17 protein-coding genes, 1 pseudogene and 1 other annotated feature are annotated in these 15,690 nt (G+C 40.3%); of the genes and pseudogenes, 5 read left to right on the forward strand and 13 right to left on the reverse strand.

Annotation, left to right across the window (positions count from 1 at the left end; translation table 11 throughout):
* Nucleotides 1-8 precede the first annotated feature (8 nt).
* The 5 genes from MHI41_RS13770 to MHI41_RS13790 form a co-directional block, all read right to left on the reverse strand.
* On the reverse strand, nucleotides 9-869 hold the full coding sequence (locus MHI41_RS13770) for a carbohydrate ABC transporter permease (RefSeq protein WP_098680761.1): 861 nt from the start codon (nucleotides 867-869) through the stop codon (nucleotides 9-11).
* Between the two features lie 218 nt (nucleotides 870-1,087).
* Nucleotides 1,088-1,840 (reverse strand): NAD(P)-dependent oxidoreductase, encoded by a 753-nt coding sequence (locus tag MHI41_RS13775; protein ID WP_060781310.1) that lies wholly within the window; start codon nucleotides 1,838-1,840, stop codon nucleotides 1,088-1,090.
* Nucleotides 1,841-1,892: 52 nt separating this feature from the next.
* Nucleotides 1,893-2,795, reverse strand: a complete 903-nt coding sequence (locus MHI41_RS13780; protein WP_017367887.1) for an alpha/beta fold hydrolase — start codon at nucleotides 2,793-2,795, stop codon at nucleotides 1,893-1,895.
* Nucleotides 2,796-2,925: 130 nt separating this feature from the next.
* On the reverse strand, nucleotides 2,926-5,340 hold the full coding sequence (leuS, locus tag MHI41_RS13785) for a leucine--tRNA ligase (RefSeq protein ID WP_019743697.1): 2,415 nt from the start codon (nucleotides 5,338-5,340) through the stop codon (nucleotides 2,926-2,928).
* 97 nt (nucleotides 5,341-5,437) lie between these two features.
* Nucleotides 5,438-5,659, reverse strand: a binding site (T-box leader).
* 102 nt (nucleotides 5,660-5,761) lie between these two features.
* Complete coding sequence (locus MHI41_RS13790) at nucleotides 5,762-6,091, reverse strand: DUF4257 domain-containing protein (RefSeq protein WP_008343006.1); 330 nt, start codon at nucleotides 6,089-6,091, stop codon at nucleotides 5,762-5,764.
* Nucleotides 6,092-6,516: 425 nt separating this feature from the next.
* On the opposite strand from MHI41_RS13790, the gene MHI41_RS13795 reads away from it, so the two are divergent.
* The gene (locus MHI41_RS13795) at nucleotides 6,517-7,320 is read left to right on the forward strand and encodes an STAS domain-containing protein (RefSeq protein WP_019743696.1); all 804 of its coding nucleotides are present in this window, start codon (nucleotides 6,517-6,519) and stop codon (nucleotides 7,318-7,320) included.
* A gap of 281 nt (nucleotides 7,321-7,601) precedes the next feature.
* Nucleotides 7,602-8,297: a hypothetical protein gene (locus MHI41_RS13800; protein WP_060781311.1), complete on the forward strand. Its 696-nt coding sequence runs from the start codon at nucleotides 7,602-7,604 to the stop codon at nucleotides 8,295-8,297.
* 60 nt (nucleotides 8,298-8,357) lie between these two features.
* Here the strand turns inward: MHI41_RS13800 and MHI41_RS13805 are convergent, their stop codons facing one another.
* Genes MHI41_RS13805 through MHI41_RS13830 form a run of 6 tightly spaced genes read right to left on the reverse strand, consistent with a single transcriptional unit; the run spans nucleotide 8,358 to nucleotide 12,827 of the window.
* The gene (locus tag MHI41_RS13805; RefSeq protein WP_060781312.1) at nucleotides 8,358-9,668 is read right to left on the reverse strand and encodes an ABC transporter permease; all 1,311 of its coding nucleotides are present in this window, start codon (nucleotides 9,666-9,668) and stop codon (nucleotides 8,358-8,360) included.
* The gene (locus MHI41_RS13810) at nucleotides 9,658-10,356 is read right to left on the reverse strand and encodes an ABC transporter ATP-binding protein (RefSeq protein ID WP_060781313.1); all 699 of its coding nucleotides are present in this window, start codon (nucleotides 10,354-10,356) and stop codon (nucleotides 9,658-9,660) included. Before MHI41_RS13810 ends, MHI41_RS13805 begins: the two co-directional genes overlap by 11 nt.
* 21 nt (nucleotides 10,357-10,377) lie before the next feature.
* Entirely contained in the window at nucleotides 10,378-11,373 is a 996-nt protein-coding gene (locus MHI41_RS13815; protein WP_019743692.1) for an ABC transporter ATP-binding protein, read from the reverse strand.
* Nucleotides 11,367-12,245 carry an ABC transporter ATP-binding protein gene (locus tag MHI41_RS13820; protein ID WP_007501894.1) on the reverse strand — a complete coding sequence of 293 codons (879 nt, stop codon included), beginning with the start codon at nucleotides 12,243-12,245 and terminating at the stop codon, nucleotides 11,367-11,369. Before MHI41_RS13820 ends, MHI41_RS13815 begins: the two co-directional genes overlap by 7 nt.
* The gene (locus tag MHI41_RS13825) at nucleotides 12,238-12,630 is read right to left on the reverse strand and encodes a GntR family transcriptional regulator (RefSeq protein ID WP_019743690.1); all 393 of its coding nucleotides are present in this window, start codon (nucleotides 12,628-12,630) and stop codon (nucleotides 12,238-12,240) included. The genes MHI41_RS13820 and MHI41_RS13825 overlap by 8 nt, the downstream gene beginning before the upstream one ends.
* A 17-nt stretch (nucleotides 12,631-12,647) precedes the next feature.
* Nucleotides 12,648-12,827 carry a hypothetical protein gene (locus tag MHI41_RS13830; RefSeq protein ID WP_008342991.1) on the reverse strand — a complete coding sequence of 60 codons (180 nt, stop codon included), beginning with the start codon at nucleotides 12,825-12,827 and terminating at the stop codon, nucleotides 12,648-12,650.
* A 184-nt stretch (nucleotides 12,828-13,011) separates the two neighbouring features.
* Between MHI41_RS13830 and MHI41_RS13835 the strand changes: the two are divergent.
* A pseudogene (locus MHI41_RS13835) lies at nucleotides 13,012-13,190 on the forward strand (IS1595 family transposase); the annotation flags it as partial.
* 35 nt (nucleotides 13,191-13,225) lie between these two features.
* Here MHI41_RS13835 and MHI41_RS13840 read toward each other — a convergent pair.
* Entirely contained in the window at nucleotides 13,226-13,558 is a 333-nt protein-coding gene (locus MHI41_RS13840) for a hypothetical protein (protein ID WP_019743688.1), read from the reverse strand.
* A gap of 149 nt (nucleotides 13,559-13,707) precedes the next feature.
* Nucleotides 13,708-13,983, reverse strand: coding sequence for a YtzC family protein (locus tag MHI41_RS13845; protein ID WP_019743687.1), 276 nt, complete (start codon nucleotides 13,981-13,983; stop codon nucleotides 13,708-13,710).
* 152 nt (nucleotides 13,984-14,135) lie between these two features.
* On the opposite strand from MHI41_RS13845, the gene MHI41_RS13850 reads away from it, so the two are divergent.
* Both MHI41_RS13850 and MHI41_RS13855 read left to right on the forward strand, forming a co-directional pair.
* Nucleotides 14,136-15,101 (forward strand): TIGR01212 family radical SAM protein, encoded by a 966-nt coding sequence (locus MHI41_RS13850; protein WP_017358356.1) that lies wholly within the window; start codon nucleotides 14,136-14,138, stop codon nucleotides 15,099-15,101.
* On the forward strand, nucleotides 15,098-15,676 hold the full coding sequence (locus tag MHI41_RS13855; protein WP_019743686.1) for a class I SAM-dependent methyltransferase: 579 nt from the start codon (nucleotides 15,098-15,100) through the stop codon (nucleotides 15,674-15,676). Before MHI41_RS13850 ends, MHI41_RS13855 begins: the two co-directional genes overlap by 4 nt.
* Nucleotides 15,677-15,690: the final 14 nt, after the last annotated feature.

Consider the following 15,690-nt stretch of genomic DNA (forward strand, 5'->3'; position numbering starts at 1 on the left):
CCATCTTTTTAACCCTTTACAGAACCTAGTAATGCCCCTTTGTTGAAATGCTTTTGAATAAATGGATAGACAAGCAGAACGGGAATGGTCGCCACGACGATGACCGCCATTTTAATGGTTTGGTCTGGCGGCGGTGTTGATGAGCCCATATCTGACATATCTCCCTGCATACCGCTTGATACAATGACGATTTGTCTTAACAGGACCTGAATCGGCCATTTCACTGAATCGTTTAAATATAAAATGGCTGTCATGTACGTATTCCAATACGTCACGGCATAAAAAAGTGAAATCGTCGCAATAGCTGGCAAAGAAAGTGGCAGCACAATTTTAAAGAAGATCCCTAAGTCGTTACAGCCGTCCATCTTCGCTGATTCTTCAAGGCTTGCCGGAATGTTTTGAAAGAAGTTTTTCAAAATGATCAAATTGAATGCATTGATGGCCACTGGCAGAATGAGTGACCAGTAAGTATCAAGCAGCCCTAGTGTTTTCACGACAATAAACGTCGGAATCATCCCTCCGCTAAACAGCATCGTGAAGACAACGAGAAACATGAGGGTTCGCCTGCCCTTTAGCTCCTGACGAGACAGCCCATACGCCATAAGTGAGGACAAAAACATGCTGACCGCTGTTCCAACGAGTGTCACAAGAATGGATACAATCAGGCTGCGATACACAATATCTGTAGAAAAGATATAGCGATAGGCCTCTAGAGAAAACGTCGTTGGAAACAAAATAAACTTCTTTGAGATGACCTCTTCTACTGTCGCAAAAGAGGCGGCAATGACATGGATGAACGGGAGCACACATATTAATGCGAACATGAGTAGAAAAGAGTAATTAAATACATTGAACAATCGGCCTTTAATAGAACGATCTATGTTCATCACGCCCTTTCTTTGTAAGCGTTATCATTTCGTCTGAACATAAGCTGCAGCCTTTGACGATATCGTGATTAAAATGTAACAAACGGGGGAAGAAAGCGTCTATAATCATCATGACAGACCACAGAGATGATCATGCCATTCGTGCTTTTAGCCTCATCAATGAAAAGAAAAAGATCATGAGCTAATGTCATGATTATGCCCTATGCCTGATCGTTTTCTTTCAGAATTTCTGCCGTATTGACATCTGGCCTGTAGCCTAACTCCTGCTTCGTTTTCTCAGTAGACCAAGGTTTTCCCTCGTTTTCTGATACGGCATAATAAGTCCCAAATGGAACGTCTGTTTCGATGGCAGCCTTGATCATGCTGAAAAGATCTTCATGTGAAAGAAGCGTTCGTTTCGTTCTTTTTTTGGTGTGCAATCCTTCCATCTCATCTGTCACGACGGTTCCAATTCTCAAATTGATGACAGACATACCTGTTTGATCGTGAAACAAACGCCCAAGCTGTTCGGAAGCAAATTTTAAAATGCCATACACATTTTTTGTTGCTGGTACATCATCAGTCGTAATTTCTCGCCCTAATAAGGAGTGACCATCTTTTTCATAGCGATCTGTCACATGATTACTGCTTGCAAAAATGACTTTTGGAATGCTTAACCGGGCCGCTGAACGAAACATATCATACGTGCTTTTCCAAAACACATCATTCATTTTTGCAAACTCCTTTTCATTCATCACATCATGCGTCATGTCCACGTTTAAAAGATGAATGATCACATCTGTATCTCTTGGGATGGCTTGAAACAAATTCTCTTCAATTGCCGCATCTGCCATGATGACTTCTTCTACACACCTTGTTTGATCAATGATGGTCACGTCATACTCCGAAGAGAGCTCTTTAGTTAATAAACGTCCGATGACACCACATCCGCCAATCATGGTGATTTTTTTCATCTGTTTCCTCCTTCATCTTCTATCGGAGTAGTATGTCCATGCCGTCTATTGATTACAGCCACTTTTTCAAAAAACGTGTAGCCTCGTGGCGCATAGCAGCCGTTTCAAAATGACCTGCATGTAAACCTACAAGCTGATAACGTTCCTTTAAGGAAGCAGCTTGATAGGCTTGACTTAATGTCTGTTGAATTCGTCCAACACCTTCAGCAGGTGTAAGCTGATCATGTTTTCCAACTAAGCTTAAATGCGGTCTTGGGAAAATCATTTCTTGGATGTCAGCTGCTGTAAAGTGCTTAGCTAAGCTCGGTACATAATAGTAAAAACCGTGTCTATCTAAATGATTCGTTTCAATCAATGTGTGATGATCAACCTGTGCGCAAAGATCCACACACACACTGACCCTCTCATCAAGTGCTGCCGTCCACCATGAAAGAAGACCGCCCATTGACATCCCAAAAACAGCTAAACGCTCTGGGAGCACATCAGAGCGGGACAACAAATAATCAATTGCACACATGCTCTCATACAGCATCATGCCCCACATCACTTTTCCTGTTAACAGCATTTCTTTGAAAATTTCACTTTCTGTTCTGCCCCTTCTTTCACCAAATCCCGCGTGGTCAATCGCCAACACACTATAACCTTTTGAAGTGAATTCTTTTGCGTATGAAGGCGCTTGCAAATAATGAGCCCCCTTCAATAACTCTTCTTTCCCATCCACATAATTCCCACCATGAGAATGCTGGAACAAGACAACAGGCCTTTTTTTCACTGTATCTTTCGGCTTCACAAAATAAGCCGGAACTTCCTCCACCCCATGAATAGAGAGAATGAGTGTTTCTACTAAGTACGATTCACGTTCCTCAATCTTTAACGTATACGCCTCCACACGATGGCGCTCTGGCATTTCCCCTAATAAACTGAGCAGTTGTTCACGTTTGCTTTCCTTTTCCATTGACGTCACTCCTCATTTTCTTGATCAACTTGTTAAATACGAGATTGATGGGGGAATCACCTTGTTTTCGACAAAATTATGTCCCGGGAAATAAACAACACCCACCGGTATCAACCGATGGGTGCGTTCATTAGTTCGCGACAATATTGACAAGTTTTCCAGGAACCGCAATCACTTTACGGATTGTTTTCCCTTCAAGCTGTTCTTTTATCCGTGCATCATTTTTCGCAAGCTCTTCTAGTTGCTCTTTTGTTGCATCAGCAGGAACCGTTAATTTTGCTTTCACTTTTCCATTTAGCTGTACGACAATTTCCACTTCATCATCGACAAGTTTTGACTCATCATATTGCGGCCATGCTTCATAAGAAATAGACCCTTCATGACCAAGTTTGTTCCAAAGCTCTTCCGCTACATGCGGTGCAATTGGAGAAAGAAGTTTCACAAAGCCTTCTGCATATTCTTTCGGCAGTGTGTCAGCCTTGTATGCATCGTTGATGAACACCATTAATTGTGAAATCCCAGTATTGAAACGTAAGCCTTCATAATGATCCGTTACCTTCATGACGGTTTCATGGTAGCTGCGCTCTAATGGCCCGCCAGATTGCTCTGTCACTTTATCACTGATGGAGCCATCTTCATTTGTAAACAGACGCCATACACGATCTAGGAAACGACGAGCACCATCAAGACCTGTTTCAGACCAAGCAATTGACGCATCTAAAGGCCCCATGAACATTTCATACAGTCTTAATGTATCTGCACCATGAGATTCTACAATATCATCTGGGTTGACAACGTTCCCTTTGGATTTACTCATCTTTTCATTGTTTTCTCCAAGGATCATTCCTTGGTTGAACAATTTCATGAAAGGTTCTTTTGTTGGGACAACACCGATATCATACAAGAACTTATGCCAGAAGCGCGCATATAGAAGATGCAGTACAGCATGTTCTGCTCCGCCGATATACACATCAACTGGAAGCCATTTCTTTAGCTTCTCAGGAGATGCAAGCTCTTCTGAGTTATGTGGATCAATATAACGCAAGAAATACCAGCAGCTGCCTGCCCATTGCGGCATTGTATTCGTTTCACGGCGGCCTTTCTTGCCTGTTACAGGATCTACAACCTCAACCCAGTCTTTAATATTGGCTAATGGTGATTCACCTGTGCCACTAGGTTTAATCTCCGTCGTCTTAGGCAAAATCAGTGGAAGCTCTTCCTCTGAAACAGCTGAAGATGTTCCGTCCTCCCAATGAATAATTGGAATTGGCTCTCCCCAGTAACGCTGACGGCTGAATAGCCAGTCTCTTAAACGATAAGTGACTTTCTTTTCACCTTTTTGATGTTCTTCTAGCCATGCAATCGCTTTTTCAATTGCTTCTTCTTTCCCTAAGCCGTTTAAGAAATCAGAGTTGATGTGCTTTCCATCACCTGTGTAGGCTTCTTTGTCAATGTCTCCGCCTTCAACAACCTCTTTGATTGGAAGATCGAATGTTTTGGCGAATTCATAATCACGCTCATCATGAGCAGGAACTGCCATGATCGCTCCAGTGCCATATGTGGCTAACACATAATCTGCAATCCAAATCGGCATCTTTTCCCCATTCAATGGATTGATGGCATAAGCACCTGTGAAAATGCCCGTTTTCGTTTTAGCAAGATCTGTCCGCTCTAAGTCACTCTTAGATTGAATTTCTTTGATATATGCTTCAACTGCTTCTTTTTGAGCAGCTGTTGTAATTTTTTCAACTAGTGCATGCTCTGGTGCAAGAACGGCATATGTTGCACCAAATAGTGTATCAGGACGTGTTGTAAATACCGTAAACTGTTCGTCATGTCCTTCTACTTCGAAGTGAACATGTGCACCTTCAGAACGTCCAATCCAGTTGCGCTGCATATCTTTGATGCTTTCAGGCCAATCAATGTCTTCTAAATCTTCTAACAGCCTGTCCGCATATGCTGTAATTTTTAGCATCCATTGCTTCATTGGACGTCTTTCAACAGGATGTCCTCCGCGTTCACTTTTCCCATCAATGACTTCTTCATTTGCAAGGACTGTACCGAGTGCTGGGCACCAGTTTACAGGTACTTCATCAATATACGCCAATCCTTTTTCGTACAATTTCAAGAAAATCCACTGTGTCCATTTATAATAATTCGGATCTGTCGTGTTAATTTCTCGATCCCAATCATACGAGAAGCCTAATGATTGAATTTGACGGCGGAAATTATTAATGTTCTCTTCTGTAAATGCAGCTGGATCATTTCCTGTATCCAGCGCATATTGTTCCGCTGGAAGACCAAATGCGTCCCATCCCATTGGATGAAGAACATCGTATCCTTGCATACGTTTCATACGTGATAAAATATCCGTTGCTGTGTATCCTTCAGGATGCCCTACATGAAGCCCTGCTCCTGATGGATAAGGAAACATATCTAGCGCATAAAACTTTGGTTTATCTTCCGAGTCAGATGTGGCGAATGTTTTATGTGTCAGCCAATAATCCTGCCACTTCTTTTCAATTTCCCGATGCTGAAAACTCAATGTGAAAACCTCCTTTAATATGTACGGCTTTATCTGCTCAGATGACCACTGCAAGAATTCAGATTTTTCTAAAATCAACAAAAAACCCTCATCCCTGGAAAGGGACGAGAGATTTTTTGGTTCCCGCGGTACCACCCTTGTTAGCGTCATGAACTGTTCATACGCTCACTTAATATCTTTAACGCAGACATGCGACAGAAGCTTTAACGCAACTGCAACTCTGAGGCGAGTTCAGAAGCAGATTTGATTGACTTTCACCAGCCGTCAATTCTCTAAAGACAAATACTGCTTTCCTACTACTCCTCTTCACTGTTCTTATCGTAACCGTCATCTAAGTAGTATTTTATAGAATTATGATCATAAGTGCAAGCAGGTTTGTATACAATGGGAATGTACCCTAGACTAGGGTAAAGTGAGGATATTATTCGTGTGGAGATCGGTTATGACGGTTGGAGCCTGCATCCTGTGAACGTTCTTCTCTCACAAAATCGAAGCTTCGCAGAACTGCTTCTCCTCCGTAACCTGAAATAATGGATAAGATGATCAAGTGCAGACTAGATTCGGGATTTGAGGATAAGACAAGCAGTGTAGCAGCAATCATCCCAACGAGCCAATCTTCAATAAACCCTAGATAAATAAACTTCTTTGTCATTCTGGGCTTCTCTAGCCTGCCTTTTTTCTTTACGTGACCGAGAATGCCCATGACCCCTCCAATGGCGCAAGCAATAATGACTTGTTGCAGCATTTTCATCACCTTCCTAAAGCCCTTAGAATAGTAAAGCGACTTCAGGCTGTCCAGCCCCCTGTAATGCCATTCTGCTGTTCCGTCATAATCCATGTAAAAGGTCTATTCTCTCTAACGAAGAAAAAAAGCTTGTTTCTTCCATTATATGTGAATGACCCAAAAACAATCTTGATGCATTGGAATCATTTTCACCTAATCCATATTAACTATTTTTGTCATTTTATGAATTATTCCCAAATGATTCCTTCTTTTTCTAATGAAAAGTCTCCTTACTTACTCTATTCTAATGGAGGACAAACTATGATGACAAATTTAACAAAACGATTGCAATCATTGAAACAGAACATATGTTATGTTACGTTTAAAAAGAATTCATTTGGTTTTAAAAAAACCATCTTAAATGTCTGATAGTAGCAGCAAAGGAGGGTAATATGGTCAGCTCGAACATCTTCGGCTTGCAAAAACAGCTTGAACTCATAAAAAAAGCGCTGGATCATGCGCGGATTGGTGTTGTCATTACAGACCCTTCTTTAGAGGATAACCCTATCGTTTATGTGAATCATGGCTTTACACAAATGACTGGATACAAACCAGATGAGATTCTTGGACGTAATTGTCGATTCCTCCAAGGAAAAGACACAAATCAAGAGCAACTTGACTTAATACGTCACGGAATTCAAAACAAAACACCTATTACCACACAGCTCAAAAATTATAAAAAAGACGGTACTTTTTTTTGGAATGAACTCAATATAGATCCTCTATACATTGAACAAGATGACAAAACATTTTTTATTGGCTTTCAAAAGGATATTACAAAACAGAAAGAATATGAACAACTCCTAGAAGATTCCTTACAGGAAGTCACCTCTCTGTCGACGCCAATTGTCCCAATCAAAAATGGTGTTTCCGCTCTTCCACTCATCGGAAAATTATCAGAAGAACGCTTTGATGCCATCGTCGCGAAGTTAACTTGTATATTAGAAGATTCAAAGGATGATTATTTAATTGTCGATCTTTCTGGTTTAATAGATGTCGATGATTCCGTTGCAACGCGAATTTTCAAACTGCATCACCTGCTGAACTTAACTGGAACTGAACTCATCATCACTGGGATCAAACCACAGCTTGCGATGAAAATGAAAGACTTAGATACAGACTTCCAGAGTACGATCACTTATTTAACGGTAAAAGAAGCAATCAAAGGATTGCCATTAGCTGAAAACCCTGTATAAATAGGGTTTCAGATTGTTGACAAAGGGCTAAAATGAATTTTATTTTAGCCCTTTGTCTTCTTTTCAGTGTGATAGAAAACCTTTGCAGTCTAGGAAGGACGAGTACCGGAGCGAATTTCACATTCGTGAGCACCGGCACACAGGACTGACACCGAATGCGAGGGTTTGTCTACACGCTGAAAACCCTGTTTAAACAGGGTTTTTTTAATTGAACCGCTCCCCAAAATGGAAAAATGAGGTATGATAGGTGTAAATAGCGATTTAGGGGGGGCTGCTAGACGATGATGTTACTCATCATAGGTCTTTTATGTATTTGTTTCGCCATAGGATATGCCGTCAATTTCTTATTACTTAAACACCAAAATCAACCAATTTTTTCAAAAAAACTCTTCTATCCTTTTTTGACCATTGGTCTTGTTTTTTCTATCATGTCATTACCGTTTGCCAGCACAGGTGCTCCGAAAGCACAAGCAGATCCATCTTCTGAACAGCTGCTGAAAGAGCAAAAACAATTAGCATCTGACATTTCTCGTCTAAAGGAAGACAAAGAAACGCTGACGGCCTCTCTAGAAGACGTGACCAAAGAAAAAGAAAAGCTATCCAAGAAATTAGAAAACATCACCTCCGAAAAGAAAACAGTCAAACAGCAAGAAAAAACCATCCATGAGCTTGAAGAGAAAATAGACAAGCTAACCTCTACAAACGAAACACTCAAAAAAGAAAACCAAAAAGTTAACAAAGACACCACGTCATCGGCCCAGCGATCTGCTCCTAAAGATGATGGGGCCAATACTGGCGGTCATGAGTCACAAAAAGAAACAAAAAAAGAATCCGCCGCCTGTAATATTAAAGGAAGTGTCAACGGCATCTATCACACACCGAGCAGCAGATACTACTCACGGACAAAAAACGTGACCAAAATGTTCTGCTCCGTAGAAGAAGCTGAGCGTGCAGGGTACCGGGCACCAAAGCAATAGACATCTTTTGACGATAAAAAAACCTCCTGTCAGCCCACTATAGGTACAGGAGGTTCTTCTTTAAATTTCTCTTCTTAATGCTGTTAATACATTCGTTTTTGTCGCCTTACGTGCTGGGTTGAGTCCAGAAATAATGGCGACTCCTGCACTAATCACTGTTGCTGTGACCACAAGGCTTAGCGGAATATAGGAGAAGGTGATCGAGAATTGATCACTGGATCCCCCTTCAGACATGGAAGACAAAATCGCTGGAATGATTAAATTCACTGCAAAACTAACGATGTACGAGATGATGATCCCGATGATCGATCCAATCACCCCAATATACGCACTTTCCATGAGGAACATTCGCTTAATAATGGAAGGATTCGCACCGATGGCTTTCATGATCCCAATCTCTTGTGTCCGCTCTGTTACGGCCATTGTCATCGTATTGAAAATGCCGATCGCCGAAATAATCACCGCAATACATCCAACAAAGATGAGTCCAATTTTAAAGACTGTAAAGAACATATCCATTCCTTCAAGCTGATTCGTCACAGAGATGACTTGATAGCCGTCATCTGTCAGCTTATCTGTGAGCGCACCGACATTGTCGAACTTATCAGCATAGACAGACGTCATTTTTTCGACATTTCCTGCATCAGGAGATAGATCGAGCACTTGACTAAATTCTTTTTCATAAGCATTCGGAATAAGAATCTTATGATCCTGCTGCCACTCCAAATTCGGTTTCTTCAATACACCAACGACACGGAAATCGAACGTCTTTTCTTTCACCACTTCATTTTCTTCATTCAGTTTTGGCACCTTGATTTGAATGACTTTATTTAAAATTTCCTTCGTATAGCCTTTTGGCTCTTCCGGTGTATCTTCACCATTTGATGTCTGATTCATTTCTTTTTCATAGTCTTTTCGTTCTTTTTCCGTCCAAAGTTGTTCTGCCATATGATACCCAATTACAATTTCATTCGCCGATGTTGGGACTTTTCCACGGTCTAGTTCAAGGCCTGCCTCTTTTTCTTCTTTCATATCTGTCAGTACAGCCTGCGTATCACTTGAGCGATTATCGAGCTCGACGTGAACCGATGGAATGATTGACGTTCTTGCAACGACAGATTTCGCATGGTCATATTTCTTTAAATCGTCAAGCTTGACGTCACCTTTTTCTTTGCCTAACACTTTAATTTCTGTGATAATTTGTTGTTTCATGATTTCATCTTGAGCCGATTTTTGCAGACCAAAACCAACTGACGCTAGAACGATTAAGAAAGAGCATGCCATTGTCGTTGCAAGTATGGTCATAAACACACGCAATCTATTTTTCTTCATATTTCTTCTAATGAATTTGACCTGATCTCTAAATTTCAATGGACTGATCCCCTTTCTTTAATACACCATCATGAAGCTGGAACGTTGTGTCTGCGATGGAAGCGACTTCATCGTCATGTGTAATGATGACAAATGTAATTCCTTTTTCACGATTAAGCTGCTGGATAAAGGCTAGAATTTCGCCTTCAGTTTCTGAATCCAGACTGCCTGTTGGTTCATCTGCTAAAATAATAGACGGATTAAGGATCAAGGCTCTTGCAATACTCACACGCTGCTGCTGTCCACCTGATAGTTCATTAGGATAATGTCCTGCGTGATGTTCCAGACCAACTCGTTTCAGCATTTCCTTTACTTTCACTTTTCGCTCAGACGGCTTCACACCTTTTAAAGTGAGCGGAAGTTCAACGTTCTCATATGTTGTTAAACTCCCGATCAATTGAAAGCTTTGAAAGATAAAGCCAAAATGATCTAACCGAAAGTCTGCCCATTCTTTCTCATTAAAGCCGGTCACATTGGTGCCATCAACGACAATTTGTCCGCTTGTTGGCGTAATATATCCCGATATTAGATTCAGTAAAGTCGATTTCCCCGAACCGCTTCGTCCGACGATACATGCAATATCGCCTCTATTAATAGACAAGTCAATGTCTTTGAGCACAGGAATTTCGTTCTCCCTGCCCTTTTTCCCAATTTTAAACACATGATCTAACGATTGAATTTGAATCATCTCTACTCCCCTGCTCTCTGTTTATCTTTTTCGATAGATTAAGAAATAACTCGTCAGTGCACCTACAGCTCCACCGATGAACATGCCGGCGATATAACCAAAAATGGAGTTGTCTGAAGAAAATCCAACCCAGCCAAATCCTAGAACACCGAAGGCAATGACCAATATCTGAATGGGCCTATCCATTTTGGGGTAAACAAAGAATCGTCCATTTCGTTCAACTGGATGTTTAATAAAACTGAACAAACCAATGAGATAAAATACGATTAGCATCACAATTGGCACAATGAATTCTACACCTGTAAACCAAATTGGATTTTCAACTAAATTTCGAAATTGAAAACGGTCTGTTATATAAGTAATTGGAGCTATGGGCATAATAAAGTAGTCATAACTGATATCAACCCAACTTCTATCCGTTTTTAATAAATAGTCTAAATGAAACATCGGTAGCCAAATTAATAAATAAGGTAAAATTGATGTACTGAATGTAACAATGGCTTGACTAATTGCGCTTCCTGTTAAAGCACCTGCTGCAAGACACAAACTATAAAACATTAAGGTGGACACAAGTGCAATCAAATAACCACTGTTAAACGCAATCGTATATTGTGGTTGAATGCATAAAATGAGTATATAAGTAAAGACATATGACAATACATGAACAAGCGTGATAATTCCGGCACCTAGGAAAAACTTTGTGTGATAAATGGTCGTTCTGCTAAACGGCAAAGATAAAGTAAAATCAATTTGCCCTTTATTTCTTTCAAAACCCAACTGGGTAATTGCAAAAATTAAACTCATCGTCCATGAAAAGGTGATAAACATATCAGAACCGAAATCATAATAAAAGTAATTATCGAGTGGTGTACAAGTCGGATCGTTTAAACAAGTTTGAAAGGATGAGTATCCCATTAAAAAGGATAATGGCGTCGCAAAGATCGCAACAAGCATCACTAAAATGAATGTCAGCTCAGACTGCTTCCATTCCTTATATAACAATTGCCGCTTTACCATCTGCGTTTCCCTCCAAACTTCGCAATGAATACTTCTTCTAAATTTACAGGCAGTTCATGCCAGACTTTTGGTTCAAGCGATTTCAAATACTCTTTTGCTTCTTCATCTGTTTTGAGTACAAGTGCTGTATAGAACACACCCGCTTGATCTAAGATGGCAACGCCTTTTTTTCTAATACTTAAGTTCATATCCTCTTCAAATGCCATCTGGATTTTAACGTAGTCATTCTTTAATTCGTCTAAATCCATAACACTTGTGAGCTGATTTCCTTCCAAAAACCCGATTCGGTTACACATACGCTCAATATCCTCTAAACGGTGAGATGTAATTAAAATCGTTGTTTGTCGTTCTGCCACCTCGTCAATCATCAGCTGAAGAACGTCATTTCTTGTGACTGCATCAATCCCGTCTGTCGGCTCATCTAACAAAATGACTGCTGGTTTGATGGCAAAACTTAAAATGAGAGACAGCTGTTTCTTTAAACCTGTCGACAATTCACGGTATTTCACTTTTTCCGGAATCTCATACCGGTTCACAAGCTCATTGGCATATGTCACGTCAAACTTTGGATACAGTTGTTTTAACAGCTTCACAAGCTGTCCATAATTGTACCGGTCAAAGTAGGGATTTACGACTGGCATATACACAATATTTTGTTTCACTAACGGGTGGTCTTTTACGAGTACATCTTTAAAATAAATCTCTCCTTCATCCGGAAGAAGGATTTGCTGAATCAAGCGAAGAAGTGTTGTTTTACCAGAGCCATTCCGGCCAAGCAGACCAAAGATCTCTCCTTCGCCTATCTTGAAGGAAACGTTGCTGAGTACTTCGCGTCCATTTAATTTCTTTGATACATTTCTGACCTCAATCAACTTGTTTTCCTCCTTTTAGACTTGAGCCGATCTCCTCCAGCCACTCTTTGAGTTGATGAATATCAATACCGGCATAATGAGCTTCAATAATGAGTTGCCTTAATTGCTCCTTCATCTCTAACACCTTCCCTTCATTCAGCTTTAACTGTGCACCTTCTGTCACATACGTTCCACGGCCTCTTAATGTTTCAATAATTCCTTCCCGTTCAAGCTCTTTATACGCTTTGCTGACGGTGTTTGGATTCGCAATAATAATGGTGGCAAGCTCTCTCACAGAAGGCAGTTTGTCACCTGGTTTCATCACGCCTTTTAAGCACAAAATTTTTAACTGCTCAATGATTTGTTCATATATTGGTGCAGCGCTTCTTGGATCTATTTGAATCATGATGGCTCCCTCTTTTCTCATTCATGCTTTTGCAGTCCTATCGCTTGATCATGTCCTTGCATTAAAGGGACCGAATTTGGAATAAAATCTTTTTGAACTTCAAAACCAATGAAAACGAGAACGAAAAAAAATGTACATGCTAACGCAACAGCCAGCACCATCCACTTTAAATTGATTGGTTTTTTTTCTTTTTTCATGGTTAAACACCTTTCTTCACGTTTAAGTGTCTATAGTGTATTAGTTGATGTAGTACACTTAATACAATATAGACACTTGATTGAAAAGTCAAGGGACTCTAGAAAAAAATAGGCAGACGAACCAGATAAAATGACGAAGCTACTTAAAAGCTTTCGGAAGCCAGGTTTGCTTCTGGTTTAGGGTGTTCAACACGTTCATAACTTTCATAATCGCCTGAAAAAGTGGATGGAGCGTTTTAAGGAGTTGCAACACAATATTTGGAAAACTATCTCTGCTGGTTCCGATGGCTTGATAAGGAAAAGAATGTAGCATTTGAAAAACGAGTAGAGCAAATGCTTGTTTTAGCGTGTCAAAGTGCATAATAAAAGACCCCGAATATTGAGGTCTCTACAATGTTTTAATTAGATACTATTACTTTGTTTTTGGCCTTGCTTTTGAACAGGATTAGCACCCACCATACTAATAAAAATATATAGCCTATAACTGTAAAGATAGACCAAACTGCACCCTGTCGCAATTGACTAAATAAGTGTTCAAATTCATTCATTCCTTCTACTCTACCAATGCTATTTATCAGGCTAATCATCGGAATTGTAACAGTAAATACAATGGTTAGAATGGACAATCCCCTATGTTTATTTTTCACGACACTGAATATTGCGGTTCCTAATGTTGTTAAGAAAAACAAGTAATATAATGCCCAAAACCAATTAGGAAGAGTCTCCCACATTTCTTCTACCCCCTTGAAGATATTTGCAATTTCTATATATAACATACTTTAACAGAATAAAAACCTATTACAAATATATATCCAAAAACAACAATCTTTGCGAAAACAGCCAAAAAATAAAACAGACCCTTAAAAGAAGGATCTGTTCATCATTCGTTCTCGTATGAAATACCCAAAATCATTTGATTTTGAAGACTTTGAATTTGTACACGCGTTCTGTCTAAACGTTCTCTTTGCTGATCATTGGCGACATCTTTTAACTTTTCTAATTCATTCACTGCGTCCTCTAGCATGAGCTGCGCTTTTGAAAATTCTTCTTCGTTATAATGTTCTTGGCGAGAGCTCAAATCAAACTGTTCGCTTGCAAACTCAAGAGTCTCAGTGCTTTTTTGGACAAATTCATCGATTGATTTTCTTGTTGCCATCTTGCCATCCCTCCATTTCATCATTGCTCTCGCCTATTTTGCCCACGTAAAGCTTTTTCACTAAAGAAAATGTTGGACAGATTCAATTGTCCTCTTTCGTGATTTTTGTTAAACTTTAAGGATGCCTATTATTATGCAAGGAGGTTACTGACTTGGATCAGCATAACCCTTTTTTATATTCAAACAGCGAAAAACGTTATCACACATGGAATTATCATTTGCGTGAGCACTTTGGTCATAAAGTATTTAAAGTCGCATTAGACGGCGGCTTTGATTGTCCAAACCGTGATGGTACTGTCGCACATGGAGGTTGCACATTTTGCAGCGCAGCAGGATCTGGTGATTTTGCAGGGAACCGGGCGGATGATCTCATCACTCAATTTAATGAAATCAAGGACCGGATGCATACAAAATGGAAAGATGGAAAATACATGGCGTATTTCCAAGCTTACACAAACACACATGCGCCGCTGCCTGTTTTAAAAGAAAAATACGAAACCGTTATGAATCTGGATGGAGTGGTTGGTTTATCGATTGCCACAAGACCTGATTGTCTGCCAGATGACGTGGTGGAATATTTAGCTGAGTTAAACGAACGGACGTATCTATGGGTTGAACTTGGTCTACAAACTGTACATGAGCGGACAGCGATGCTCATCAACCGTGCTCATGATTATGAATGCTACGTAGAAGGTGTAGAAAAACTGCGAAAACATGGCATTCGAGTCTGTTCACATATCATCAACGGTCTTCCTCTTGAAAACCGAGATATGATGATGGAAACAGCAAAAGCTGTCGCTGATTTAGATGTGCAAGGAATTAAAATTCATCTACTTCACCTGTTAAAAGGAACACCGATGGTGAAGCAATATGAGAAAGGCAAACTAGAATTTCTCAGCCAAGAGGAATATGTTCAGCTTGTCTGTGACCAGCTGGAGATCCTGCCGCCAGAAATGATTATTCATCGTATTACAGGCGATGGTCCCATTGAATTAATGGTAGGCCCAATGTGGAGTGTGAATAAATGGGAAGTGCTCAATGCCATAAATGCTGAGCTTGAAAGACGTAACAGCTACCAAGGCAAACGCTTCGTCAGATTGGAAGAAGCGGCAAAATGATTTTAAAACGGATGCTCCCTTTTAGTAAAGAGCTGTTAGAACGTGCTTGTCAAAAAGGCGATATTGTCATTGATGCAACGATGGGAAATGGCCATGATACACGCTATTTAGCTGACCTTGTCGGGAAGGATGGACAAGTTTTCGCATTCGATGTACAGAAGGAAGCCATCGAGCAAACAAGCAAAAGACTTGGTGAGCACTACCCTTACGTTCACCTTATCCATGACGGACATGAACAACTTGCTGAGCATCTGCCAGCCGAAGCTTATGGTCACATATCTGGTGCAGTGTTCAATCTTGGGTACTTACCAGGAGGCGATAAAACCGTCACAACTCAGGCCCATACAACCATTGAAGCGATCAAACAGCTCATTGATTGGCTTAAGCCTGGAGGTCTGATCGTTCTTGTGATTTACCACGGTCATCCCGAAGGAAAAAAAGAGAAGGACATCCTTCTTGATTATTGCAAAACACTCCATCACGAAGAAGTACAGGTGATCTCTTATCAATACATGAATATTCAAAACGATCCGCCCTTCGTGGTAGCCATCGAAAAAAAACTCAAATCCTCTTAATGGATTTGAGTTTT

This window comes from Bacillus sp. FSL M7-0307, assembly GCF_038627835.1.
In the GTDB taxonomy this organism is placed as follows: domain Bacteria; phylum Bacillota; class Bacilli; order Bacillales; family Bacillaceae; genus Bacillus; species Bacillus altitudinis.